This window comes from uncultured Paraglaciecola sp., from assembly GCF_943787955.1.
Taxonomy (GTDB): domain Bacteria; phylum Pseudomonadota; class Gammaproteobacteria; order Enterobacterales; family Alteromonadaceae; genus Paraglaciecola.
Window position 1 is genome coordinate 64,846 of record NZ_CALSOK010000023.1, and the last position, 23,683, is coordinate 88,528.

22 protein-coding genes and 1 tRNA gene are annotated in these 23,683 nt (G+C 41.0%); 19 read left to right on the forward strand and 4 right to left on the reverse strand.

Annotated features, from left to right (window positions below; all coding sequences use genetic code 11):
• Positions 1-297 precede the first annotated feature (297 nt).
• The 9 genes from Q0Y52_RS18450 to Q0Y52_RS18490 all read left to right on the forward strand — a co-directional run bounded on the left by Q0Y52_RS18450 (position 298) and on the right by Q0Y52_RS18490 (position 11,259).
• Positions 298-1,296 carry a phosphotransferase gene (locus Q0Y52_RS18450; protein WP_297823995.1) on the forward strand — a complete coding sequence of 333 codons (999 nt, stop codon included), beginning with the start codon at positions 298-300 and terminating at the stop codon, positions 1,294-1,296.
• The gene (locus tag Q0Y52_RS18455) at positions 1,293-1,709 is read left to right on the forward strand and encodes a DUF2177 family protein (protein ID WP_297823996.1); all 417 of its coding nucleotides are present in this window, start codon (positions 1,293-1,295) and stop codon (positions 1,707-1,709) included. The genes Q0Y52_RS18450 and Q0Y52_RS18455 overlap by 4 nt, the downstream gene beginning before the upstream one ends.
• Entirely contained in the window at positions 1,709-2,389 is a 681-nt protein-coding gene (locus Q0Y52_RS18460) for a hypothetical protein (protein WP_297823997.1), read from the forward strand. Before Q0Y52_RS18455 ends, Q0Y52_RS18460 begins: the two co-directional genes overlap by 1 nt.
• Before the next feature lie 292 nt (positions 2,390-2,681).
• Entirely contained in the window at positions 2,682-4,430 is a 1,749-nt protein-coding gene (locus Q0Y52_RS18465) for an ABC transporter transmembrane domain-containing protein (protein ID WP_297823998.1), read from the forward strand.
• A 6-nt stretch (positions 4,431-4,436) separates the two neighbouring features.
• On the forward strand, positions 4,437-4,952 hold the full coding sequence (locus Q0Y52_RS18470) for a YdcF family protein (protein ID WP_297823999.1): 516 nt from the start codon (positions 4,437-4,439) through the stop codon (positions 4,950-4,952).
• 11 nt (positions 4,953-4,963) lie between these two features.
• On the forward strand, positions 4,964-6,646 hold the full coding sequence (locus tag Q0Y52_RS18475) for a hypothetical protein (RefSeq protein WP_297824000.1): 1,683 nt from the start codon (positions 4,964-4,966) through the stop codon (positions 6,644-6,646).
• An 84-nt stretch (positions 6,647-6,730) separates the two neighbouring features.
• Complete coding sequence (def, locus tag Q0Y52_RS18480; RefSeq protein WP_297824001.1) at positions 6,731-7,249, forward strand: peptide deformylase; 519 nt, start codon at positions 6,731-6,733, stop codon at positions 7,247-7,249.
• Positions 7,250-7,371: 122 nt separating this feature from the next.
• Positions 7,372-8,565: a lytic murein transglycosylase gene (locus tag Q0Y52_RS18485; RefSeq protein ID WP_297824002.1), complete on the forward strand. Its 1,194-nt coding sequence runs from the start codon at positions 7,372-7,374 to the stop codon at positions 8,563-8,565.
• Between the two features lie 387 nt (positions 8,566-8,952).
• Positions 8,953-11,259: a YgiQ family radical SAM protein gene (locus tag Q0Y52_RS18490; RefSeq protein ID WP_297824003.1), complete on the forward strand. Its 2,307-nt coding sequence runs from the start codon at positions 8,953-8,955 to the stop codon at positions 11,257-11,259.
• A 390-nt stretch (positions 11,260-11,649) separates the two neighbouring features.
• Here Q0Y52_RS18490 and Q0Y52_RS18495 read toward each other — a convergent pair whose 3' ends face one another.
• The 3 genes from Q0Y52_RS18495 to Q0Y52_RS18505 all read right to left on the reverse strand — a co-directional run bounded on the left by Q0Y52_RS18495 (position 11,650) and on the right by Q0Y52_RS18505 (position 15,184).
• Positions 11,650-12,030 carry a hypothetical protein gene (locus Q0Y52_RS18495; protein WP_297824004.1) on the reverse strand — a complete coding sequence of 127 codons (381 nt, stop codon included), beginning with the start codon at positions 12,028-12,030 and terminating at the stop codon, positions 11,650-11,652.
• A gap of 256 nt (positions 12,031-12,286) precedes the next feature.
• A tRNA-Ile gene (locus tag Q0Y52_RS18500) sits at positions 12,287-12,363 on the reverse strand.
• A gap of 94 nt (positions 12,364-12,457) precedes the next feature.
• Positions 12,458-15,184, reverse strand: coding sequence for a choice-of-anchor B family protein (locus Q0Y52_RS18505; RefSeq protein WP_297824005.1), 2,727 nt, complete (start codon positions 15,182-15,184; stop codon positions 12,458-12,460).
• A gap of 156 nt (positions 15,185-15,340) precedes the next feature.
• Here Q0Y52_RS18505 and Q0Y52_RS18510 point away from each other — a divergent pair, with 156 nt between their 5' ends.
• The 10 genes from Q0Y52_RS18510 (at position 15,341) to ruvX (ending at position 23,390) form a co-directional block, all read left to right on the forward strand.
• Complete coding sequence (locus Q0Y52_RS18510) at positions 15,341-16,084, forward strand: MbnP family copper-binding protein (protein WP_297824006.1); 744 nt, start codon at positions 15,341-15,343, stop codon at positions 16,082-16,084.
• Entirely contained in the window at positions 16,075-17,208 is a 1,134-nt protein-coding gene (locus Q0Y52_RS18515; protein WP_297824008.1) for a methanobactin export MATE transporter MbnM, read from the forward strand. Before Q0Y52_RS18510 ends, Q0Y52_RS18515 begins: the two co-directional genes overlap by 10 nt.
• 81 nt (positions 17,209-17,289) lie before the next feature.
• Positions 17,290-17,619: a hypothetical protein gene (locus Q0Y52_RS18520; RefSeq protein ID WP_297824009.1), complete on the forward strand. Its 330-nt coding sequence runs from the start codon at positions 17,290-17,292 to the stop codon at positions 17,617-17,619.
• Positions 17,620-17,910: 291 nt separating this feature from the next.
• The gene (locus tag Q0Y52_RS18525; protein ID WP_297824010.1) at positions 17,911-18,225 is read left to right on the forward strand and encodes a DUF3718 domain-containing protein; all 315 of its coding nucleotides are present in this window, start codon (positions 17,911-17,913) and stop codon (positions 18,223-18,225) included.
• A gap of 787 nt (positions 18,226-19,012) precedes the next feature.
• Positions 19,013-19,243: a hypothetical protein gene (locus Q0Y52_RS18530; protein WP_297824011.1), complete on the forward strand. Its 231-nt coding sequence runs from the start codon at positions 19,013-19,015 to the stop codon at positions 19,241-19,243.
• A complete protein-coding gene (locus Q0Y52_RS18535) occupies positions 19,240-20,079 on the forward strand; it encodes a LytTR family DNA-binding domain-containing protein (protein WP_297824012.1) in 840 nt (279 codons plus the stop codon). The genes Q0Y52_RS18530 and Q0Y52_RS18535 overlap by 4 nt, the downstream gene beginning before the upstream one ends.
• Positions 20,080-20,219: 140 nt before the next feature.
• Positions 20,220-21,203 (forward strand): hypothetical protein, encoded by a 984-nt coding sequence (locus tag Q0Y52_RS18540; RefSeq protein ID WP_297824013.1) that lies wholly within the window; start codon positions 20,220-20,222, stop codon positions 21,201-21,203.
• A gap of 189 nt (positions 21,204-21,392) precedes the next feature.
• Positions 21,393-22,355, forward strand: a complete 963-nt coding sequence (gshB, locus tag Q0Y52_RS18545) for a glutathione synthase (RefSeq protein WP_297824014.1) — start codon at positions 21,393-21,395, stop codon at positions 22,353-22,355.
• Positions 22,356-22,363: 8 nt separating this feature from the next.
• The gene (locus Q0Y52_RS18550; protein ID WP_297824015.1) at positions 22,364-22,921 is read left to right on the forward strand and encodes a YqgE/AlgH family protein; all 558 of its coding nucleotides are present in this window, start codon (positions 22,364-22,366) and stop codon (positions 22,919-22,921) included.
• Between the two features lie 40 nt (positions 22,922-22,961).
• Positions 22,962-23,390 carry a Holliday junction resolvase RuvX gene (ruvX, locus tag Q0Y52_RS18555; RefSeq protein ID WP_297824016.1) on the forward strand — a complete coding sequence of 143 codons (429 nt, stop codon included), beginning with the start codon at positions 22,962-22,964 and terminating at the stop codon, positions 23,388-23,390.
• A 28-nt stretch (positions 23,391-23,418) separates the two neighbouring features.
• On the opposite strand, the gene Q0Y52_RS18560 is transcribed toward ruvX, so the two are convergent.
• Positions 23,419-23,622 carry a DUF6435 family protein gene (locus Q0Y52_RS18560; RefSeq protein ID WP_297824017.1) on the reverse strand — a complete coding sequence of 68 codons (204 nt, stop codon included), beginning with the start codon at positions 23,620-23,622 and terminating at the stop codon, positions 23,419-23,421.
• Between the last annotated feature and the right edge of the window lie 61 nt (positions 23,623-23,683).

Below are 23,683 nucleotides of genomic sequence, written 5' to 3' on the forward strand. Positions count from 1 at the left end.
AATGGTTCGGTAACGTTAAATGCAATTGTTGTTAGACTTGAACAGAAATGAGGCAGTCACATTTATAGAGTTTGTATAAAGCCATTGAGCTGATGATTATGCTAATTTTTTTGTCATATTAATGAGACGTTGTCTTGACCGAAGTAGAGCTTATTAATCATAGCCACCGCATCGCGATAGACTGATATTTATAGTAGATAAAGTGACCGTTCATAGTGGTTTTAATTATTCGCTCTTCTTAGCGTTTTCTGTTTAGTGTAAAATATTGATAGCCAATCAATTTTACAAGCAGAACGGGTGCCAGTTATCGATGTTTTAGCGCAGCTTAAACAGTATTTTGAAGACACATCACTACATAAATTACAAACCGTGCAATCTCTTTGGAGTGGCTATGGCGATGTTTCACGGTATGTTAGCCCAAGACTCGATACTACTTTTATTGTTAAACATATTTCACCCCCCAAAGAACAAGTTCATCCTAGAGGTTGGAATACGCAAACCAGCCATCAACGAAAATTGCAGTCCTATCAAGTTGAAGCCAACTTTTATCGAGGTTACGCATCCTTGTGTGATGATCACTGTGTGGTACCTAAACTGTTGGCAGGGTTCTCACAGAACCAACAACAAATATTAGTATTACAAGATTTAGATCAAGCTGGGTTTTCGGTGCGTAAAGACCAATGCACTCTGGCTGACGTAAAGTTAGGCATCAAATGGTTGGCCTATTTTCATGCTAGGTTTTTACAGCAAGACAGTTGTGACCTATGGTCAGTCGGCACATATTGGCATCTGGCTACACGTCAAGATGAGTTTAAGGTGATGCAGGCAGGTAAACTCAAAGATGCTGCTCAGGCTCTAGACACTGCATTGAATCATGCCCGCTTTCAAACTTTGGTGCACGGTGATGCGAAGTTAGCTAATTTTTGTTTTCCTGATATCCGTGACACTAACAGATTAGCGGCAGTCGATTTCCAGTATGTGGGTAAAGGAGTAGGCGTAAAAGACCTTGCTTATTTTCTCGGTGCTTGTCTTAATCAAGATGATTTATTCAATTATGAACAAAGCTTATTAGATGAGTATTTTTTGCATCTCAAACATGCGCTTTATCACTATCAGATTGATATAGATTTTATGCCCTTACAGAAAGAGTGGCGCACGTTATACCCATTAGTGTGGGCCGACTTTTATCGGTTTTTATTAGGCTGGAGCCCGGGCCATTATAAAATTAATCCTTACATGAACAAGCAAACTGATATAGCTTTAGCTAGTTTGGTCAACTTAATGGGATCAAGATGAAAACGAACATCATGACTTACTTAACCTTATTACTCAGCCTGTTAATTTTGGATGGCATCTGGTTAGGTTTGATTGCAAAAGACGGCTATCAGCAAGCGATGGGGCATATTATGCGAGAGCCGGTCATCATTTGGCCGTGGATTGTTTTTTATCTATTGTACCCATTGGCTATGTTGATTTTAGCCATCAAGGTTCAACTAAGCACTCAGTCTAAATTTTACTTTCTATGGCGAGGTTTTGTTTTAGGTGCCGCCGCTTACGGTACTTACAATTTAGGCAATTACGCATTAGTGTTACATTGGCCTCTATCTATTACGATTAAAGACTGGCTCTGGGGTGCTGTTTTGACCTCAAGTTGCACGATGATGGGGGGGCATGTGTGGTTGAAATGCTCTTTTCAGAGTAAAGCTTAATGTTATCCAAGCAATCTAATGGTGCTCGACTAGTCAGTAATATTAAAAGTGCTATGGGCGCTAATTTATTACCAGGCCTATGTTTACAGCTGTTCGCTTTAACAATTGGACTCAGTTATTTTTATTGGCCAGCATCCCAGCAAACCTTTCAATTTTTTGCTGACTTAAAAGCAGAATATGGTGCGGTGTATGCTGTCATTTCCACATCAATATTTGGGGGGCTGTTACCTTTTTTATATTTGTTTTTAAGTGGTAAAGTTCGATTTCTACCTTTCACACAACTGCTTTTTTATATCATTATATGGGCAACGTTGGGTGGGTTAATAAATGCGTTTTATGGCTTACAAATTGTGTTGTTTGGTGAAGGAACCGACTGGTTAACCATACTAAAAAAAACCTCGTTTGATCAATTTGTATTCACAGTGTTTGTCACTTCGCCATTGATTGCATTGGCTTTTCTATGGAAAGATCAGCAGTTTAATTGGCAGAAAAGTAAAATGTATTTTGATGATCTCATCAAGGTGCAAATTCCTACTACAATAGTGACCACTTGGATTATTTGGATACCTGCAGTGAGTCTTATTTATATAATGCCAAGTAACTTACAAATTCCGTTGTTCAATCTGGTGTTATGTTTTTTTGTATTGATACTGGCTATTCTAAATGTGGATGACAAGTAAACATATAGCAACGTGGCTTGAACTCCCTCAAACTGGCTAAATAATGGTCAGTTTTTATTTTGTAGTTTTGTCAATTTTTGTTTAAATACGCTTAGGTAATATCGCTATTTGTAAGTAAGCTTGTGGTTTTCCATAAATATTTTTGAGTAAGGAACCGTTAGCATCTGCTCAGTATGGTGTAGATACATAAAGTCCTGTGACAGTTTGATATTTATTACTTTGGCTGTCGTATCGTAATTAGCTCCTAATGCCCCAATATAAACGTGACTTTTAAATTTAAGAGAGACAGACCTTGCAATCCCCTAAAACCAGCACCGTAATGAAATGGCTATTTGGTCAACTTCGTCCATACAAATCAAAGGTGGCTTTTGCCATAGCTGCATTAATTGTAGGTGCTGCGTCGTGGCTATTATTAGGCCAAGGTATTAAAGCTGTGGTGGATGAAGGGTTTATTGCTAATAATGCTGACAAGCTAGATGAAACTATGTTCATGGTAATGGGTATTGCCCTGATAGGCAGTATTGCTGCTTATTTTCGATTTTACTGGATGATTTGGTTGGGTGAGAGGGTTAGTGCAGATATTCGCCAAAATGTGTATGGGCATTTGCTTACGCTATCCCCTGCATTTTTTGCTAAAACGCGAACCGGAGAAGTGATATCTCGTTTTACCGCAGACACTACCTTACTTCAGTCTGTAGTAGGAATGGGGTTATCAATGGGATTGCGCTCGAGTATTACTTTTATTGGTGCGTTATTTTTGATGCTATTTTCTAGCCCAATACTGACTTTATATGTATTAATTGCAGTGCCAATAGTATTAATGCCAATTAGAGTATTTGGGGCTAAAGTAAGATTACACTCAAAAAACAGTCAAGATAAAGTCGCAGATGTGGGCGCTTATGTAGATGAAACATTACATGAAATCCACACTGTGCAGGCTTATTCTCATGAAGAAATAGACAAAACATTGTTCCAATCTCGTATTGAAGGGGTGATGTGGGCTGCGCAATTACGAATTAAATATCGTGCTTTGCTGGTAGCATTTATTATGGCTATTAGTATTATTGCCATCACGTCAGTGGCGTGGATAGGTGCACAGCAAGTATTAACAGGGGTCCTGAGTGCTGGCGAACTCACCGCATTTATGTTTTATGCGGTTATGGCGGGTGGCGCTGTGGCGACTATTAGTGAAGTGATTGGGGAAGTTCAAAAAGCAGCGGGTGCCAGTGAGCGTTTAATGGAACTGCTGAACACTCGAACCAGTATTGAGTCGCCTGTGTCTCCCATTGCCTTGCCAAATGAAGTCAGTGGTGAAATTAGCTTACAGAATGTGAATTTTTACTACCCCCAAGCTGACAATGTATCGGTGATAAAAGACCTGAGTTTGAAAATAAAAAGTGGTGAGCGTATTGCTTTAGTTGGCCCAAGTGGGGCAGGAAAGTCTACGTTGTTTCAATTATTACTGCGTTTTTATGACGTCAGCAGCGGTCAGATAAAATTAGAAAGCAAAGACATTAAATGGCTAGATGTACCTGCGTTGCGAGATCAATTTGCGTTGGTGCCTCAAGAATCAGTGATATTTGCTAGTAGCGTTAAAGATAATATTGGTTATGGCCGCACCAATGCTAGTCAGTTAGATATTGAAAACGCTGCAAAAGCAGCCCGCGCTCATGACTTTATTCTGGAGTTACCCCAGGGGTATGAGACTAACTTAGGCGAACGAGGGGTGCGTTTATCTGGCGGTCAAAAACAGCGCATTGCCATTGCTAGAGCTATCTTGGCTGACAGACCTATTTTGTTGTTAGATGAAGCCACTAGTTCTTTGGATGCCTCTAACGAGCAACATGTTAAGTTGGCGCTAGAAGAATTAATGAAAGACAAAACTACTTTGATTATCGCCCATAGATTGGCGACGGTTATTAATGCCGATCGTATAGTGGTGATGGACAAAGGTGAGATAGTCGCCGTAGGTACCCATCCAGAATTGGTCAAAAGTAACGCTTTGTACCGAGAATTTGCACAACTGCAGTTAATAGATTGAAGATATATGTCGAAACAAACATTTTTAATTATTTATGGCGCGGCAGTGAAAGCTGGGGGGGGCCCCAGTGGTACCTTGTTACGCAGGGTTCAAGGGGCATGGGAAATTAGTCAACGTTTAGCCACCCCTTGCTATTTTATCGTAACAGGTGGGGTAGGCAAACATGCCCCTAGCGAAGCACATGTCATGCAAAAGCTATTATTAGATTTGGGTGCAACCAATGAGCAAATCATTGTGGAAGATCAAGCCAAAGATACTATGGATTCGACCTTTTATTGCGCTGAAATACTTACTCGTCATTCTTATCAACCCCAAGATGATCACGTCATTATTTGTTCTAGTACCTATCACAATTATAGATGTCAGCTATTATTGTGGATGTTGGATGTTGACTCTCAGCGAGCAAACATGCCATCGGATAAAGATGCCTTGGGAACAATTAAATGGTTGCGTTACTACATACGCGAAGCCTTAGCCATTCCCTGGGACTTTATAAATATTTGGGTGAAACTGAAGTTTTAAGGACGATTTAAATGAAATGGCCAACCTCACTTTTAATCATGTTCGTTTTGGTGTTAACAGTTACCGCTATTGTTTTTTTTAAAGATAAAATTTTTAGTCCAGAAGTGACGTTAAGTGAAAGTGAAAAAAAAGGTATGAAATTACTCAAAATTGCACAAGATGCCTGTTTGAGTGGTCAAACCGATAACGTCGATTTATATGCAAGAGTTCAAGGCAGTTTGACTGAAGGAGCGAATGCAGGAGCTGGGATCAGTGATGTAACCTCAAAAGGGGCGGTAAACTACTTAGATGAAAGTATTCGCAATATTGCCGATGGGGAAATCCGGACATGTCTTGATCCTCATCTGCGCAGTATAAAAGCGTGCATTCTGGGTGATTGCCAAGCAGATGAGTTGCCTAAAACCATAGACTTTAAGTTTAAAAATTCAGATTCTGAACAAATAAATACACAAAATCAATATTCAGACATAGCGTTTTTTCGTTTGCAAAATAAACAGGGAGAGAAAAAGTTAGTTAAACAAGATGATGATTTTTTTAGTGAAACCATTGAATTATTAGATATAGGTGTAACGAGTATTGCTCAAGTGGCCTTCCAAGTTAGACAAGGCAACACCTTGCTAAAACAACCGGCTAAAATTTGCTTGCAACGGGCTAAAACAGTCAAGCCAAATGACAATAATTATGTGGAATTTAGATGTAATGCAAACGGAGAGTGTTTGCATGATGAGATGTCACCCAAGTGGTTTGATTTATGCCCATTGACGAATGATCCAGATAGTTCTATTAGCAACCTAAATTGGCTATCGCCTTTTATTTCAGAGGCCTATGCACAAACTAAACATACCTATTGGGCCGTGCCATCTTTGTCAACACTTGAATCAAGAGTTGATCAACAAGATTTGATTGGGATTGGGTATACTCACTTTTTCTTAAGCTCCGACAAGCCCATTCGAAACGGAGCTGATGCCTTGTATTATGATTTACAGGTTAACGGCCAAACTGTACTGGAAGATGGGTTATATCCAGATTTTAATCTCAAGAGTTACGATGATACTCAGCCTTTATCAATTAACTTTGGTTTACAAAATTTAAATTTTTCTGGGCAAGTAAATGGTTGCGATGAGTTAACCCTCAATATTCAATTTTTAAAAGACGGCCAACCTATAGGTGATAACATTTTGTGGCATCGCAGTTATGTGTCATTAAGAGACGCTCGGGAGAAGCAATTAAAAGTAGGCGCAACCAACTTAAGTTGGCAAGGAATATACCGAAGAGCTTCAAAAGAATATGATTCAGAGGTGTTTGTAAATTCAGTTTTTGTGAATAAAACTCTCCAGTTTGCAGAAAATATCGACGCGATAAAAGATACCCAACAGGTGATGAGTAAAATGAAAGCAAAGTTCGATCAAGCCGGTTTAACCTTTCAAGGGCAAACTTTGGTTGCGGTGATCCGCCCGCCATTAACTCAAATATCTTATGGGCTAGCGGTGGGTATAGTAGAAGATACAGGGCAAATTCGTTATACCTTCTCGAGCACCATGGCCAGTGAACTGAAATCTTATTTGCTTGCACTAAGAGAGCAGGGTCAAAAATATAGAAATATCATCCGCAAGGATTCGTTTATTTACACTCTTCGCAGTGCAAAAAGTTATAGCCAGTCGCCCGCGATTTGTTGGGATGAATTGACTGTGTGAAGGGTAGATGGGAGCTTTAAAATTCGAGCCAGTCGCTGCTCGCAAAAAGCTAATTCTTAAATAAAATGGAAGTAGAAATAATAGATGAAAATTGCGCAGATAGGTGAAGACGTTCTTAGGACGCCAGCTAAGCAGATTGGGCAGTCTGAGTTTGAGCAAAAGGCACTGATCACATTTATTGATGAGTTATTGGCGACTATGCTTGAGGCCAACGGTATTGGCATTGCCGCGCCACAAGTGTTTGACCCTAGAGCCATTATGATTATTGCTTCACGGCCTAATCCTCGTTACCCAGATGCGCCTGATATGCAGCCTTTGGTTTTGGTTAATCCGCTGATTAAACAAAGTAGCGAAAATAAGGTCTGGGAGTGGGAAGGGTGTTTGTCTGTGCCGGGGTTACGTGGACGTATTGAGCGACCAGATTGGGTGGATGTGGCCTATTTTGACAGAGAAGGAAAGGCTCAAAATATCAAGCTTGAGGGTTTTGTAGCACGGATATTTTTACATGAGTTTGATCATTTAATTGGCAAAACCTGGCTGGATCATATTACCAGCACAGAAAATATTATGGCAAATGAGGTATGGGTAGCGAAATATGCTTAATGATTTTTATTAAGTCGGATAGGATAAGTCCTAGATCAACAATTATTAACACTTTTTGGATAGTCACATTGATTGCTTTCTCTTCATGTAAAACAATTTTTATTACTATAGGCCTGATGTCTATGGTTTTCATGTCTCACGCTCAGCAAAGTCAAATAACTGAACCGGAATCGTTTCCTCAGTGTGTGGCACGTTTACAGCAATTAGCTCGAAACGCAGGGGTGTCTGAAAACACGACTGTCGATATTTTAGGGCAGGTTAAACTCTTGCCAAAAATTCTAGATTACGACCGCAATCAACCAGAATTTGTTCAGACTTTTACTGGCTACTTTTCAAAACGAATAACACCTTGGCGCGTTAAAAAAGGGCGTGAAAAATTAGTAGAATATCGTGATTTTTTATCTAAACTTACCCAGCAATATGGTGTACCAGCCCATTATCTGATTGCATTTTGGGGGCTAGAAACGAATTTTGGGGGCATTAAAGGTAAAATCCCCACTATCCCTGCTTTAACAACACTGGCGTGTGATCAACGTCGAAGCGCATATTTTTCTGAAGAGCTTATGCAAGCTTTGTTGTTACTTGAGCGTGAAAATCTTGATGATAAATACATGATTGGTTCTTGGGCCGGCGCAATGGGCCACACTCAATTTATGCCTACCGCCTATATGAAATATGCTAAAGATGGCGATGCAGATGGCAAAGTTGACCTATGGAACAATGAATTAGACGCACTGGCATCTGCCGCACACTTTTTGCAAAGTTTAGGATGGAAAACGGGCTTTAGATGGGGCAGAGAAGTCATATTACCCAAAGATTTTAACTATCAGTTAGCAGGTAAATCCCATCCTCAAACGGTGTCTTTTTGGTCACAGCAAAACGTGATGCAAGTGAGCGGTAAAACACTCGGTGATAGTGACTTAAAAGCAGCCTTACTTATTCCTGCCGGGCATAATGGTTCTGCGTTTATGGTTTACCCTAATTTTGATGTGATCCTAGGTTGGAACAATTCCGAATATTACGGTTTAGCAGTGGGTCACTTGGCTGACAGAATAAATGGGCAGGGTACTTTATCAAAACCGCTACCCAATTTACCTAATTATACCGTTACAAAAATGCAACAATTTCAAGATAAGCTAAACAAACTGGGCTTTGATGTTGGGGAGGCCGACGGCATTTTAGGTCCCGCCACACGCAAAGGTGTACGTGCATTTCAAGTGACTGTTGGTTTGATTGCTGATGGTTATCCGTCAAAAGAAACCGTTGAAGCGGTGATTAATGCACCCTTAAATACCGAACAGGACATAAATAGTTAAGGGTTTATGGGTTGTATTTTTGAGGGAAACCGAAATTTATAAAGCATTTAACGTCATCTATATCATCTATCGATATCTACCCTCTGCAACTTTACTCTGACCCTTGCGGTATCTGCCTGTTGCACTGTGGTTGACCGACAAATCTAGTCTGTATTTTATTTGTACATCATAGTGGGCAACGCAATATAGTGGGCAACGCAATTTTGGGCTGTATTGTTGGTTGGTTACTTTACAAGCGTGGATTTGAATGCGCTATATTGGCAAATGTAGCTGCGCATATAACCCTGATAATTTTGGGGTGATTATTGGCACACCAAGGCCATTTATTTCTGCTATAATCTCGCCGATTTTTTGTACAGCCAGTCGCTGCATTTTTTAGAGAGCATCATGCCAACCATTCAACCCGCTACCCGTTCTAAACCTGTCGCCCGTATGAAAGCGGAGCGGGGATTATTTTCCTTCCCTAAATATTGGGCCGAGTGTTTTGGACCAGCCCCGTTTTTACCTATGTCCCGCAAAGAAATGGATCAACTTGGCTGGGATAGTTGTGACATTATTCTGGTTACTGGAGATGCCTATGTGGATCATCCGAGTTTTGGTATGGCTGTTATTGGCCGAACGTTAGAAGCCCAGGGATTCAGAGTAGGCATTATTTCCCAGCCTGATTGGCATAGTAAAGATGAATTTATGCAGCTTGGTGAGCCTAACCTGTTTTTTGGTGTGACTGCAGGTAATATGGACTCAATGATCAACCGTTATACGGCTGAGCGAAAATTACGTCATGATGATGCCTACACACCTCACAACGAAGGCGGAAAACGTCCCGACCGTGCAGTGACTGTTTACACCCAGCGTTGTAAAGAAGCTTACAAAAAACCTGTGGTGATTGGTGGCATTGAGGCCAGTTTAAGACGTATCGCCCATTATGATTATTGGTCAGACAAAGTACGCCGTAGTGTATTGTTTGATTCAAAAGCAGATATGTTGATGTTTGGTAATGCCGAACGACCTTTGTTAGAAATGGCACACCGTTTCGCTGCGGGTGAAACGATTGACCAGATGCAAGATATTCGCGGTACTGCCGTTATTCGTAAAGAGCCGTTACCCGGCTGGCAAGGAGTGGATTCGACCCACCTAGACAGCATAGGTAAAATTGAACCCATTATTAGTCCTTATCAAATTATTGACGATAAATGCGCGGTTAAGTCTGAGGCTGAGAGACAAGCGGCAATCGAAGAGCAAAAAGCGCAACCCATAGTGATCCAGCCGTTTACGTCAAAAACCGAAAGACGTAAACCTTGGGATAAAACCTATGTGTTACTGCCCGCTTATGATGTGGTGCGTGCCGAAAAAACCCATTACGCCCATACGTCACGGATTTTACATAAAGAAACCAACCCTGGCTGTGCTCGTGCGTTGGTGCAGCGACATGGCGACCGTATTATTTGGATCAACCCACCTGCGTATCCATTAGAAACCGAAGAAATGGATGCGGTGTTTGATTTACCTTATGCACGAGTGCCACACCCTAGCTATGGTAAAGCCAAGATCCCTGCCTACGATATGATCAAAACCTCAGTGAATATCATGCGTGGCTGTTTTGGTGGTTGTACTTTCTGTTCGATTACCGAACATGAAGGCAGGGTGATCCAAAGCCGTTCAGAAGAGTCGATTATTCGTGAAATAGAATTAATTCGCGACAAAGTTCCTGGCTTTACCGGTGTTATCTCTGATCTTGGTGGTCCCACTGCCAACATGTATAAGTTGCGTTGTAAAAGCCCCAAGGCCGAGCAAGCTTGTCGACGTCTGTCATGTGTGTGGCCAGAAATCTGTGGGCACTTAGATACGGATCAAACCCCTACCGTTAATCTTTACCGTAAAGCTCGAGAAGTGGAAGGAGTTAAGAAAGTCCTGATTGCATCTGGTGTAAGGTATGACTTAGCGATTGAAGATCCAAATTACGTCAAAGAATTAGTCACACATCATGTAGGTGGGTATTTAAAAATCGCACCAGAACATACTGAAAAAGCCCCGTTGGATAAAATGATGAAGCCGGGTATGGGGACTTACGATAAATTTAAAGAGCTGTTCGACAAATACACCAAAGAAGCGGGCAAAGACCAGTATCTTATTCCTTACTTTATTTCTGCTCATCCGGGTACCGAAGATATGGATATGGTGAATTTGGCGTTATGGCTCAAAGAGCGCAACTTTAAACTAGACCAAGTACAAAACTTCTATCCATCACCTATGGCAAACGCCACCACCATGTATCACACCGGTAAAAACCCGATACATAAAGTGGATCATAAAAGTGAAGAAGTTGAGGTGCCTAAAGGTGAAATCCATAGGCGTTTACACCGTGCATTTTTACGTTATCACGATCCCGCTAACTGGCCAATATTGCGTAAAACCCTCAAAGAAATGGGTAAGGCCCACTTGATTGGCAATAGCCCTAAATGTTTAGTGCCAGCTGAAAGTCGCAATGAGTTAAGAGGACGCGATCAAAAAGAGTTCGCTAAACGTTCAGGTAATAAGGCGTTTGCTAAAGGTAAGTCTACTAATGCCAACAAAGCGCAAAAAGGGTTAACCCGTTTTAGTGACAATCAACCTCATAACGAAGCGGCTAAGGCAGAGCAAGTGAGTCACGGAAAATCGAATAGTAATAAACGCAAACCCCGTAAACCCGCCTAATGTAATCTGTGCTAGCTGAGATTTTGCAGAGTGATTATTAAGGACTAAGTGATGAGTCATCAACACTTAGTCACTTAATAGTGAAGAATTTACAGTACAGCCATGTTGATGGTTTTTAATCTAAGACATAAAGAATGATAATACTTCTATCACTTTGGGTTTATCGATTACGTTATGACGGGTTTTTATTACTCTAGGTGTTTTCGTAGTGTTCAGCTGTAAAATATTGGCAGTACAGGCAATCTTGTCACGTTAACCACCTTAGAGTTTCCAGTGACAAAGCAATATTCATTCATTAACCATTGTGCCCATAATCACAAAAAAAGGGCAGGAGTGAATATAACGTAAATTCACACCTGCCCTTTTTGTCGCAATTTTCTAGCAGTTCCGCTATATCGCTATTTCGCTGTAAAGGCTGTCAGAGACGATTTTTCGAAGTCCGGCTAATCCTGTAAGCCATTGTGCAACCGATTCGTCAGCTTGCACTTTTTCCCATGCGTTCGCAAAGTCTGCAAGGGATCCCGGATATTCTAGGCCAACTATCATCGCGCCGGTCGCATCTCCAGCGAAAGTGGCTTGCCAGGCGTGGATTGTCATTTTTGGAGTGATGGCTTTTATTAGCATACTCCCTTTATTCAGTTGTGTGATATAGGCTGGAGCATCATCTGTCTCGACTACAACAACCCGCAGCTTCGAATGTTCGTCAGCCAATACGCGGGTGGATAATGAGACAGTGAGACCCAATAGAATTAATGCAATTAATATTTTCATAGCTTATTTGCTTTTGCTATGGCGGCATGTGCCGAAAATTGAGATTGAAATTCAATTAGACTATAGCCGACTATGATGAATTTACCATCAGCAGTTATCAAGGACGTGCCATTTTAGTTAGGTCGTCAACTTGTAGTACTATTTGGAAAAAATTTCCGGAGTAAATAACTATGAAACTCATTTGAAGTCACAAAGTAAAACTCTGAGAATTATAGTTAGCGGGTTTTGATTAACTCGATGATTTATAACAGGAAAATGGTGGCCCCTCCCTGACTCGAACAGGGGACCTGACGATTATGAGTCGTATGCTCTAACCAACTGAGCTAAGGGGCCAATTTACTTTTTGAAGTTGCCAGCTTACAGTAAGCTGAAAGCGACGCGCAGTATAAGCAGTTTTTTTTTCATTGTCATCTTACTTGTTGAGCAATTACGTTTGATTGCTGCATTTTTCGACAGTTTTTCTACGTATCCCAAGCCAAAGTAGGCCTAACAGTATTAATCCATAGGCACTTCCTCCCCCTGAACTGTTTGAGGAACTGCCTGTGGTGGTGGCAATTACGGTAATGACGATGTTGTCAGAACTAGTTAAGCCAAAATCATCTGTGATGCTAAGTGAAAATTCCAATATTCCAGCAGCACTTGGCGCAGTGAAACTGGCCTGTGGGTTATCTGCATTATTGATCGTGACGTTACTGCCAGATATTTGTTGCCACAGATAACTGAGCAGTTGGTCTTCGGGGTCGATGCCACTTCCGACAAGTGTGACGCTTTGCCTAGTATTGACTTCAGAGTCTTCGCCCGCTGATGATGTTGGGGCCTGGTTTGACTCATCGTCACGGATCACTATGTTTATAGTCGATTGATTACCGAGTACATTTGCTTCATCTGCACTGAGCGTTAATATTAGGGATTCTTGCGCTTCGGTTTCGTTGTCATTGATTAAGGATATATCAATGAATTGGTCTGCACTATCTGTATCTAGCCATTCAAGTGTGCCGCTGCTTGAATTGGCATCTGCACCCAATATCGCCGTGCCTGAACTAAGAGCATAGGTGACAGTGATATTGCCATCACTGCCTCCTTGACGCGTTACTGCTATTTGCACTGTTGGGTCGGTTTCTTTAACCGTGACTTCATCTGTGGCAAACACGATTTGACCTTGCTGCAACGCATCGATTATTTGCACAGTGGTGATGCTTGGATTAACTAGGGTGGCACCATTTCTAGGATCAAATAATCGAATGAAAACGCTTTCGGTGATTTCATCAAGTGTGTCGTTATTTGTTTGTAGCACTATTTTTTGGGGGGCAGTGTCGTTGTTTGTCCATTGTAATTCGCCGCTCGTTAGAACAATGTCTTCTAAATCAGCTGATCCTGACAATATTTCGTAACTGACAGTACTGGCACCATTACCGGTCTTAGTGACGACAATGCTGATGCTCTGACCTTCATCTACTTGGTATTGTCTGGGTTCAAAAGCGATATTACCAGTGTCGTTTTCTAATGTCTGGTCTTGAATAATGTATAAACCGCTATTGATATCACTCACCAAAATATTACCACTGGGTAAAAATGGATAGACCCCCCATGCGCCATTAAATCCAGCGTTGTCTGACACCGGATAGGTATCGAAAAACCCTGCTTCAACTGGGGCACTAGGGTCGGTAATATCGAGTACAGTCAGACCGCGTTCATAGGTAGACATGTAGTAACGATTGCCGCGCACAAAACCATTATGATCGATTGCGCGAGTTGGGCCAGACCAAGTGCCCACTAGGGTGGGTGTGCTTAAACTGCTGATATCAAATATGTTTAAGGTAGTATTGAGGCCATGTGTTTGTTCGTCAAGTTCGTCATGGACAATGACATATTGTTTATCTTCGCTCCACCAACCTGAATGAGTATATTCAGCGTTGGGATAGGAGCTCGAGCCTAGCTCTATGGCTTGCTTTTCATCCGTATGATCCCACACTCTGAGATTGTCTTCGTTAAAATCGAGTATCACTAAACAGTCGGTATTATTGGCTTGAACACAGTCGGTTTGGGCCCGTGCATCATTGATAGTAAGCGATGTCGCATCATGAGTGTAATCGCTTCGAGTGCTGGATGCGTTAGTATAGGTCGCGCCTAATGCCTCAGGATCTGACAATGAGTACGAACGGAACGCACCGCTAAAGTTGTTGGATCCTAAAATATGCACTGCAGGTACCTGACCGGCTAAAGCAATATTTAGCCCGTAATCCAGGTTACTGATATAGATATTGTGGGCGGTGCTGTCTGTTGTTTGCCGTCTCACCACTGAAATGCCATTTTCTAAGTCGTTTAAGTCGATGATTGTCAAACCTTCATTGGCCTCAGTGGTGACATAAGCGTAAGCCTGCCATCTTAAGGTGGGCGTATCAAAGTATTGGTACACTTTGATATCTCTCCAGGTGGAAGACAAACCTGAGATACTCCCGATGACTGTGGGCGAAGTGGGTGCGGTTACATCGACTACAGCCAGCGCATTTCTGAGGCCTATAATGGCATATTCTTGGTGAGTGTTGAGATCGATATGCCCCCATATGTCGTTGGCTGACAGAGGCTTGCTGGGGAAATCAGACAAAGGCACATGTGCCAGTAACGACATGTTATTACACTCAAAACCGTCTGCGCTGCCGTCAATACATGCGCGATTAACTTGTTTTTGTTGCATCAATTGTAATTGAGAAACGTTTAAGCCTTTGCCTTGTAAACTTGAAGATGTGAAGCCTTTAGTGTCACGTATAACATGAAAGCCTTGTTGACTCAGTTGTTCGGCATATTTGGCTGGTACACCTGAAATAGAAGTAAGATAGGTATCGGGGTTCTGCCCTTGATATTGTTCAACTTGATTAAATCCACCTAAAACGGGGACAATTTGACCCGTTAGGTACAGTAAATCTTGCTCAGATTCAATACTATATTTACCCTGAGCCACCAAGACTGCATCGCCTTTATTCGCTTTTTGTGCGGCGTAAGTCACTGTTTTACATGGTCTAAATCTATTGTTGCAGTTGCCATTGTCTGCTCCGCTGTTGGCAACAAAACGGGCTTTATCATGTTCTGCATGTGCTTGAACGCCTTGACTGTACCCCATGGCCAGTATCATTATAACGCCAATAACATATCCCATAAACGTATCACTATTAATATGAAGCTTGATTACACCTTACCTTTTAGACACGACAGATCCAGTTTTTTGTCCTGTAGAGGCGTAAATAAAGCGTTTGTATTTTTTTTATTCAGTTTTTTGACTGTGTTGATCGGGAGCTGTTCTAGATTAAATGATGTGGAAAGTATAAAGGTTGAAATTTGGCACAATGGAAGCGCTCTAACTTGCAATGCTTTTGACAGTCATCAGCAAGTTTGGTCTATCCAGCAACTCGCTTTTTTTATTAGTGACGTTAAATTATTGGACAAAAATACTGTTTACGAACCGCAATTAAGTTCAACACTTTGGCAAACAGATAATGTGGTCTTGATCCAACCTGATCTGAATGACTGTGCTACAAAATTAAAAGATGACAATACACCTGATCAAAACGATCCCACCGCGTTTGAAACACTTAAAAGTAATCATGACCTGCAATTTTTAGTGCCAGTTGATCTCAGTGCATCAGAACAACTTTCGTTTACCCTTGCCGTGCCGTTTGAGTTCAATCATCAAAACCCATTATTACAACCTTCGCCGTTAAACCTGCCGAGTATGTTTTGGTCGTGGCGCTCAGGGCACAAATTTTTGCGATTAGATATGCAAGCCCCCAACAAACACTGGGTATTTCATTTAGGCAGTGTAGGGTGCACAGCCGTTTCAACTATGCGCGCTCCACAAAGAGAATGTGTACAACCCAATAGAGTCGACTTTTATCTGGACAAAAAGCATAACGGAACAACACTAGTGATGCATTTAGATAGGCTTATTGCCAATGTATCCATGCAAAACGATGATCCTTGTTTGTTTCATTCAGGCCAAGCAAGTTGCACAGTTTTAATGTTTAACTTGCAAACGCAAGAGGTGTTTGAATGGCACTAAACTTGTTCAGAACTGAGTTTTTACACGCTAGCTTTTATCTTATTATGAGTTGCTTTTTATTTGCTTGTAAACCGCCTCCGCTTCATCAAAACGATGATGAATATGATTGGGCGTTACCTAAAGGTTTTCCAAGCCCTTTAGTGCCAAACGATAATCCTATGTCAGCCGCTAAAGTGGCTTTGGGAAAGACGTTGTTTTTTGATGTGGATTTGTCTTTTAATCAATCCACTTCCTGCGCCAGTTGCCATCAACCGGAATTTGCTTTTTCAGAACCCCAAAAAGTGGCAGTAGGCTCAACAGGTCAAAGACACCGGCGTAATACCCAATCCTTAGTTAATGTGGCTTACAACAGTAACCTGACCTGGTCTCATTCAGGGCTTGAACGATTAGAGCAGCAAATCCTTATTCCGATGTTTTCTGAAAACCCGGTTGAGTTAGGTATTACGGGACATGAAAGTGAAGTATTACAACGATTCAAAAATCAGAGCTATTCAAAGCTGTTCGAACGTGCGTTTGATGACAGTAGCGCAAGCTTTGACAGAATAGTGAAAGCCCTTGCCAGTTATGTCAGAAGCTTAACCAGCTTTGCCTCACCCTTTGATGAGTATGCCTATCAAAATAATGATGATGCCATGTCTGACGTTGCTAAAAGGGGCATGGAGTTGTTTTTCTCGGAAAAATTTGAGTGCTTTCATTGTCATGGTGGATTCAACTTTAGTCAGTCAAGTCAACATGAAAACCAAAGGTTGGATTTACGACCCTTTCACAACACCGGTTTGTATAATATTGATAATAAAGGTGCTTATCCTGTCTATGATCAAGGCTTGATTGAAGTTAGCTTACAACCCCAAGATATGGGTAAGTTCAGGACACCCACTTTGCGTAATGTCGAGGTGAGTGCGCCTTATATGCATGATGGAAGTTTGGCCACTTTAAACGATGTGATTGAATTTTATGCTGCTGGAGGAAAAGGTCATGGTAAATCCAACCCTTTGAAAAGTCGCTTTGTGGCTGGTTTCGACCTGCAATTACAACAAAAACAAGAGCTCATTGCTTTTTTGCATAGCTTGACCGATAGTCAGTTTTTAAATTCGAATGTAAACTATCCTCTCACCTTACCCTGATGGTGCAAAGACAAGGAGGTGCAAGGGTAAAAGAATTTTGGTATATTTAAGTGTATTTCATACATTTCCAATGGAGATTAAGTGACCGGAAAGCCCTTTCTCGTAAGTGGTCGTAATACCCTCATTCATAAAATAAGAAAATTAGATCTACTTATTATTAACGGTGATGATAATCCAGCCGTTGTTGTCACACATAAAGGCATTAAAAAATTTGTTGGGGAAGTGCCAGACAGCAAACGTAATGCAAAACTACAAGATATGGAACTGGTCGATCTCACTAATATTGAGGTGTTTGGGGAAGAAAAAACCTTGTTATTTATTCAAACCATCAATGGTAAAGAATATAAAGTGGATTACAGCAGACATAGCTCATCATTGTTTATTAAAATTCATCAGGAAAATACCTTTTAAGTTAGTCCGCTCAATGATACTAAAAAGCCTGTTTCCCGGGCTTAATAATATCTGTAAAGATTTCAGCCAAATAATTTTGCTCAATCTATTTCTCCCAATGTAACAAAATAATGCCAAATCCGATTAATCGATGATTCACAACGATAGTTTATCGCTGAGAATGGTTAATTGGTCGCTTAGTCGCATTTGGCCGTGACTAGCCTTTATTAGCCTTCTTTAAATCACCTTCCCCTCTACATTAAGCATGTACTTGCAATCATGCAGAATTTAATTAATACAGGGTGAGACATCATGAAAAAAATCATTATTGGCAGCATATTAACCGCAGGCATTTTTTTTGCTGGCAGTGCACAAGCTAATGCTTTTGACAATAACATTGAAGCGAATTTGGTCAAAATATGTGAAGCAATTAAAAGTGATAGCAAATTGAAATTGCGTCATGCGATAGAAATAAGTGGTATCAACGTTAGAGCAATTAGTAAAGGTTTAGTCTGCAACGGTTATGATCCAGTGACCTTTGCAATAGTAAATAAAGCACAACATACGGCTAAATTTATGGCTCGTAAAAGTGATGTTGATTACGAAGCATTATTAGCTAAGTTATAAGGATTGATGTTTTTTGACTAAAGTGAGTGTATGTAAACCTGTATTGTTTTAATTATACTTTGGTTTAGAGCACTCACTTACTTTCCAATAATTTATGCATGTATACACACATTTTTGTTAATACTGCTTAAAAAAACTAAACGTCCCATCCCTAATTAATCCCACTTTAGTCACACAATACCGGGTTTCATCTTTAAGCCAAATGTATAATTGGACTTTTTGATAGTGCCAGATGATCGCCATGCTGCGTCGGCAGTGAATTTTTTATTAATTCAACCGTTTAGCGCCACAATTAGCCCTTTTAAGCAAGACCATCAGAAGAAACAGAAGCCATGGTTTGGCATCGCTTTTTTCTGACGTTTACCACGTTAAATCAGGCTAAAGTTCTAAGTAAGGTTCTACGAGTTATCAAGCGGACAGATTTCTATTTTTACGCTAGTTGCTGATGTCAAATGTGACTAAATATTTCAGAAATGAAAAATTCTGGGGTTCATCCCATCATCTGAATGATTCATCACATACTGGTTCAAATTCAGAAACTTGGACTTACAATGAGAGCGTCGAAGTCGTGACCCGATGTGTATATGTGTTTATTAGATTTGATAAAAATGTATTGTTCTCTCAATTAAGCAAGGATTGCCACTACAAAGCAGTCCTTGCTTTTTGCCCGAAGAATACTTTTTTACAGCTTACTTTTTTTCTTAGATCCCCACCTGGTCCTAGAAATGTTCGCCTTTTATCCCCTAGCTTGTATATTTTATACCACAACAATTCAGGAGTGATATGTATGTGCCACTGTATAGTATTAGACGATGAGGACTTAGCCAGTGAAAGGATACCTAGTTTCGAAGAGGGGCAAGGTAGCTGGCAGGGAGATGGCCAATCCGCAGAGTATAAAGAGGCTGAGAGTCTACTTTTAAAACATTGGCCTTTTGTATGTTTTATGGATAAGAATATTATACGTATTCTAACTGTGAGGTATCGTGTTCACATTTTAATCTCTGTGGAGCGTTCATGAGTCGTCAATTGACAGCCATCGTTGTTGATGATGAACGTTTGGCCAGAGAAGGTTTAATGCTTAGGTTGAATGATGACACTAGGTTTAATGTGGTTGCACAATGTCCATCTGCTCATCATGCGCTGGATGTGATAGAGCAATGCCAACCCAATATTGCTTTTGTGGATATTGAGATGCCAGGATTAAGCGGGCTTGAGCTGGCAGAGCTATTATCAAACAACACCACTCCTGTGCCTAAAGTGGTGTTTGTCACCGCATTTAGAGAATTTGCTCTACATGCCTTTGAATTTCAGGCTTTTGATTATTTACTTAAACCGTTTTCAGATGACAGATTGGCCAATTGTTTAAGTAAGCTCGTGGATTCTTTTTTTGACAGTGATGTAGTGCTTCAACACCTTAAGTTAGACGCATTACTGAGCCGTAAAACAGGTAATTCCATTGATGGTTTTATCCGTAATTTAGAGGTGACAAGTGGTGGTTCGATGAGCGAACTACAGCGAAGCGTTTCCATGAAAAGCGGATCGGAGTGGATCAGAGTGAAGCTGGATGATATTTCTTGGATTGAGGCCGCAGGTGATTACATGTGTGTGCATACATGGGAAGGCACGCATATTATACGCAAAACCCTCAAACAATTTGAACAAGAGCTCGACCCCCGCCTTTTTCCGAGGGTGAATCGTTCAGCCATGATCAACATGAGTAAATTAAAAAGATTGACGCCCAACTCGAATGGCGAATACTTAGCGCAGTTAACATCGGGTGATAGTGTTAAGGTCAGTCGCAAATATAAATTTAAACTAGAAGAGTTAAGAAAAAACGGCGGCTGTGAAGATTAAAGGTGACTGCTAAATCATGCCTATCCCAATGGCTTTAAGAATGGCGCGTGTTATTTAATTTAATTGAACTGAATGGCCAAATGACCGTCTGAAAACTGAATTATGACTCAGCATACTCAATATTATGGAAGGTAGTGCCAATGAATTTCACAACAGCGTTAGTGTTTGCAGGTTATCTCAGTTTTTCAAATATGGCCTTCGCCAGTGAGATATCTCTACTCGATAATGCTATCTCAATATTGAATACTGGGCAAACCGAACAGGCCATCGTCTTATTTGAAAAACAAAGGCATAACCCTGCAGCCATGCTTTATTTAGCCAAAATCTATATGGACAGTGACTTAGACGAAGCAGAGGATTGGATAGAACAAGCGCTTGAAGTTAATTTAAACAATGCAGAAGTTTATTATGTCCGTGGCGCTATCATGGGACGACAGGCATCGGGTTCCATTTTTTCAGCATTAAGTTATGCAGAAAAATCAGTTAATAGTTTTACAAAAGCAGTAGAACTTCAGCCTGACTCCATCAAATATAGGAAAGGATTAATGCAATTTCACACCAGCGCACCCAGCATTGCTGGTGGCGACCTGGATATTGCCAAAGTCCAGATAGAAAAACTTAGGCAACTTGATCCCAAAGTAGGCCTAGAAGCTGAGATTAACTATGAGTTATCACAAGATAATGATGCTTTGGCCGACGCGCTTTTGCAGCAAGCCAAGCAGACTTATAACGATATTCCTGATTTTTTCTTTCAAGCCGGTATGCTCCAGCAACGCAAAGAGAACTATCAGACTGCATTTGAAGAATTAACACGGGCCATCAGTAAAAATACTGACACTCAAGAAAGTGTTGTCGCAAAATACAACGCCTTGTATCAGTTGGGCAGAACATCGGTTTTAGGCGAAACTAATATTGGTGCTGGGATAATGGCCTTGAAGCAGTATCTCAGCGAAGCGCCAGACTTAGATGGCTTATCACCTAAGCCTTGGGCAGAGTTTCGTTTAGCGAACTTAATGGTTCTTAATGCACAGACATTAGAAGCTAAAAGGATTTATTTACGTTTGGCAAAAGCCGATAACAAGGAGTTAGCTAAACAAGCAAAAAAAGCTGCGAAGAAAATCTAATTACTTGGTTAATCCTCTAACTTAAACTCACCCGTGCGCAGCCAAGGCGCGGGTATGATTTCAAATTTTCTTGGTTTGATTCAAATACAGCTTGAATTATGCAGTAATTACCGCAAGATCAAACTTATCCAGACATTCCAGTCTTTTATCGTTCAGCTAACGTTTGAATAATATTTCTAAGGAACAACATTGACCATTAAACTTGGCATAGTGATGGATCCCATCCAGTCCATCAATATCAAAAAAGACACCAGTTTTGCTATGTTGCTGGATGCGCAAAAGCGTGGCTATGAATTGTTTTACATGGAAATGGGCGACCTGTATTTACAAAATGGTAAACCCATGGCGCGAATGGCTAGTTTGGCTGTGGAGCCACATGCAGACAAATGGTTTACTTTAAGTGAATCGTTACATCAAAGTTTAGCTGAGTTAGATGTGATTTTGATGCGTAAAGATCCCCCCGTAGATAATGAATTTATCTATGCCACGCATATGTTTGAATTAGCTGAGAAAACCGGTACGTTGGTGGTCAACAGAGCACAAAGTTTAAGGGATTTTAATGAGAAGTTATTCACTGCTTGGTTTCCTGATCTAGTCGCAGATACATTGGTGACAAGAGATACACAATTAGTTAAAGCGTTTCATCAAGAGCACCAAGACATCATTTGTAAACCTTTGGATGGTATGGGGGGCAGCTCTATATTTAGGGTCAAAGAAGACGGTAACAACTTGGGGGTCATCATTGAAACCCTGACTGAGCTGGGTACTCGTTACGCTATGTTTCAGAAGTTTTTGCCCGAGATAAAAGATGGTGATAAACGCATTTTAATTGTCGATGGACAAGTGGTACCTTATGCATTAGCGAGGTTGCCAACTAAAGGTGAAAACCGTGGTAATTTGGCTGCAGGCGGCACAGGCAGACCACAACCGTTATCAAAGTCCGACTTTAAGATTGCCGAAACTATCGCGCCCCTTTTAGTTGAAAAGGGTCTGTTATTTGTAGGCTTAGATGTGATTGGTGATAGGGTCACAGAAATCAATGTTACCAGCCCAACTTGTGTACGAGAAATTGAAGCGGCTTATGACGTGAATATCACCGGTATGTTATTTGACGCTATTGAAAGACGTCTTTTCGCTGGCAAAGGAGCATAAATCCTACAATGCAAAGTTTGCAGAATTATTTACTTATTGCGTCTCCGAGTATGGACGACCCGTATTTTACACGAACGGTCACTTATATTTGTGAGCATAACGAACATGGCGCCATGGGACTGGTCATCAATCAACCTGTCGGGATGAAGTTAAAAGAGTTGGTTGCACAGGTTAACGACAAGGCCGATGTGATTGACGAAAAAGCGCAAGATATTATTTTGGCTGGTGGCCCCGTTAGCCAAGACAGGGGGTTTATTTTACACACCTCGCAGCCCGGTTGGGCTTCAAGTTTGATCATGACCCCTGAAGTCATGGTGACGACTTCCAAAGATATTATATCTTCGTTGGGTAATAACGATGCGCCAGAAAAGTCACTGATTATGCTGGGTTACGCGGGGTGGACAAGTGGACAGTTAGAAGAAGAAATTCAAACCAGTTCATGGTTAATGGTCGAAGCGGATACTGAAATTTTATTCGACACGCCAATCCATAAGAAATGGGAAACTGCCGTACAGCGATTAGGTATAGATGTCTGGCAGCTTGGCCCTGATATAGGTCACGCTTGAATGACATTTTCCCTCCATGATACCCGCATGATGATGTCACATGAGTAAACAAGGTCAACGAACTATTTTAGCCTTCGACTTTGGAACTAAGAGCATAGGCGTAGCCGTGGGGCAGGAGATTACAGGTACTGCTTCTCCACTCAATGCTCTCAAGGCAATAGATGGCATTCCTAATTGGGACGTTGTGGCAAAACTGTTTGCTGAATGGTCTCCACAATTAGCGGTAGTAGGTCTACCACTGAATATGGATGGCTCCAGTCAACAAGTCACGTTTTCTGCCAAAAAATTTGCCAACCGCCTCAATGCTAAATATAAAGTCACAGTGGCAACTTGCGATGAACGTTTAACCACAGTAGACGCCAAAGCCCGTTTGTTTGAATTGGGCGGCTACAAAAAACTCGATAAACAAAAAATTGACAGTGTGTCTGCTTGTTTGATTTTTGAAAGCTGGGTTGAAACCCAGTATTAAATGATACCTAGCTAATTGTAATGTGTTTTCAACAATTTTTTGTGGTGTCATTACTCGACTTTTTAGCCGCTTCAAGTGTTTCTATTTCTTTCCATAAACCTTCTGCTTCTGCGGTGAGCATTGAGTAGCTTTTGATGTCACCTTTGCGCTGCGCGAGCATCGCATCTGTGGATTTTTGATCGTAAATTCTACGTAATTTTTTGACTGGATCTGCTTTTAAAAAACCGAACATGTTTACCTCAATAAATGTGTAATAGCCTCCTTATTACTTTTGTTTTGCTACAGACGATCAG

Coding starts and splice junctions, on each gene's coding strand:
- Q0Y52_RS18455 (WP_297823996.1), top strand. CDS start 1,293: ATGAAAACGAACATCATGACTTACTTAACCTTATTACTCAGCCTGTTA.
- Q0Y52_RS18505 (WP_297824005.1), bottom strand. CDS start 15,184: ATGGGATATGTTATTGGCGTTATAATGATACTGGCCATGGGGTACAGT.
- Q0Y52_RS18540 (WP_297824013.1), top strand. CDS start 20,220: ATGAATTTCACAACAGCGTTAGTGTTTGCAGGTTATCTCAGTTTTTCA.
- Q0Y52_RS18495 (WP_297824004.1), bottom strand. CDS start 12,030: ATGAAAATATTAATTGCATTAATTCTATTGGGTCTCACTGTCTCATTA.
- Q0Y52_RS18560 (WP_297824017.1), bottom strand. CDS start 23,622: ATGTTCGGTTTTTTAAAAGCAGATCCAGTCAAAAAATTACGTAGAATT.
- Q0Y52_RS18525 (WP_297824010.1), top strand. CDS start 17,911: ATGAAAAAAATCATTATTGGCAGCATATTAACCGCAGGCATTTTTTTT.
- Q0Y52_RS18470 (WP_297823999.1), top strand. CDS start 4,437: ATGTCGAAACAAACATTTTTAATTATTTATGGCGCGGCAGTGAAAGCT.
- Q0Y52_RS18535 (WP_297824012.1), top strand. CDS start 19,240: ATGAGTCGTCAATTGACAGCCATCGTTGTTGATGATGAACGTTTGGCC.
- def (WP_297824001.1), top strand. CDS start 6,731: ATGAAAATTGCGCAGATAGGTGAAGACGTTCTTAGGACGCCAGCTAAG.
- ruvX (WP_297824016.1), top strand. CDS start 22,962: ATGAGTAAACAAGGTCAACGAACTATTTTAGCCTTCGACTTTGGAACT.
- Q0Y52_RS18460 (WP_297823997.1), top strand. CDS start 1,709: ATGTTATCCAAGCAATCTAATGGTGCTCGACTAGTCAGTAATATTAAA.
- Q0Y52_RS18530 (WP_297824011.1), top strand. CDS start 19,013: ATGTGCCACTGTATAGTATTAGACGATGAGGACTTAGCCAGTGAAAGG.
- Q0Y52_RS18485 (WP_297824002.1), top strand. CDS start 7,372: ATGGTTTTCATGTCTCACGCTCAGCAAAGTCAAATAACTGAACCGGAA.
- Q0Y52_RS18515 (WP_297824008.1), top strand. CDS start 16,075: ATGGCACTAAACTTGTTCAGAACTGAGTTTTTACACGCTAGCTTTTAT.
- Q0Y52_RS18550 (WP_297824015.1), top strand. CDS start 22,364: ATGCAAAGTTTGCAGAATTATTTACTTATTGCGTCTCCGAGTATGGAC.
- Q0Y52_RS18490 (WP_297824003.1), top strand. CDS start 8,953: ATGCCAACCATTCAACCCGCTACCCGTTCTAAACCTGTCGCCCGTATG.
- Q0Y52_RS18475 (WP_297824000.1), top strand. CDS start 4,964: ATGAAATGGCCAACCTCACTTTTAATCATGTTCGTTTTGGTGTTAACA.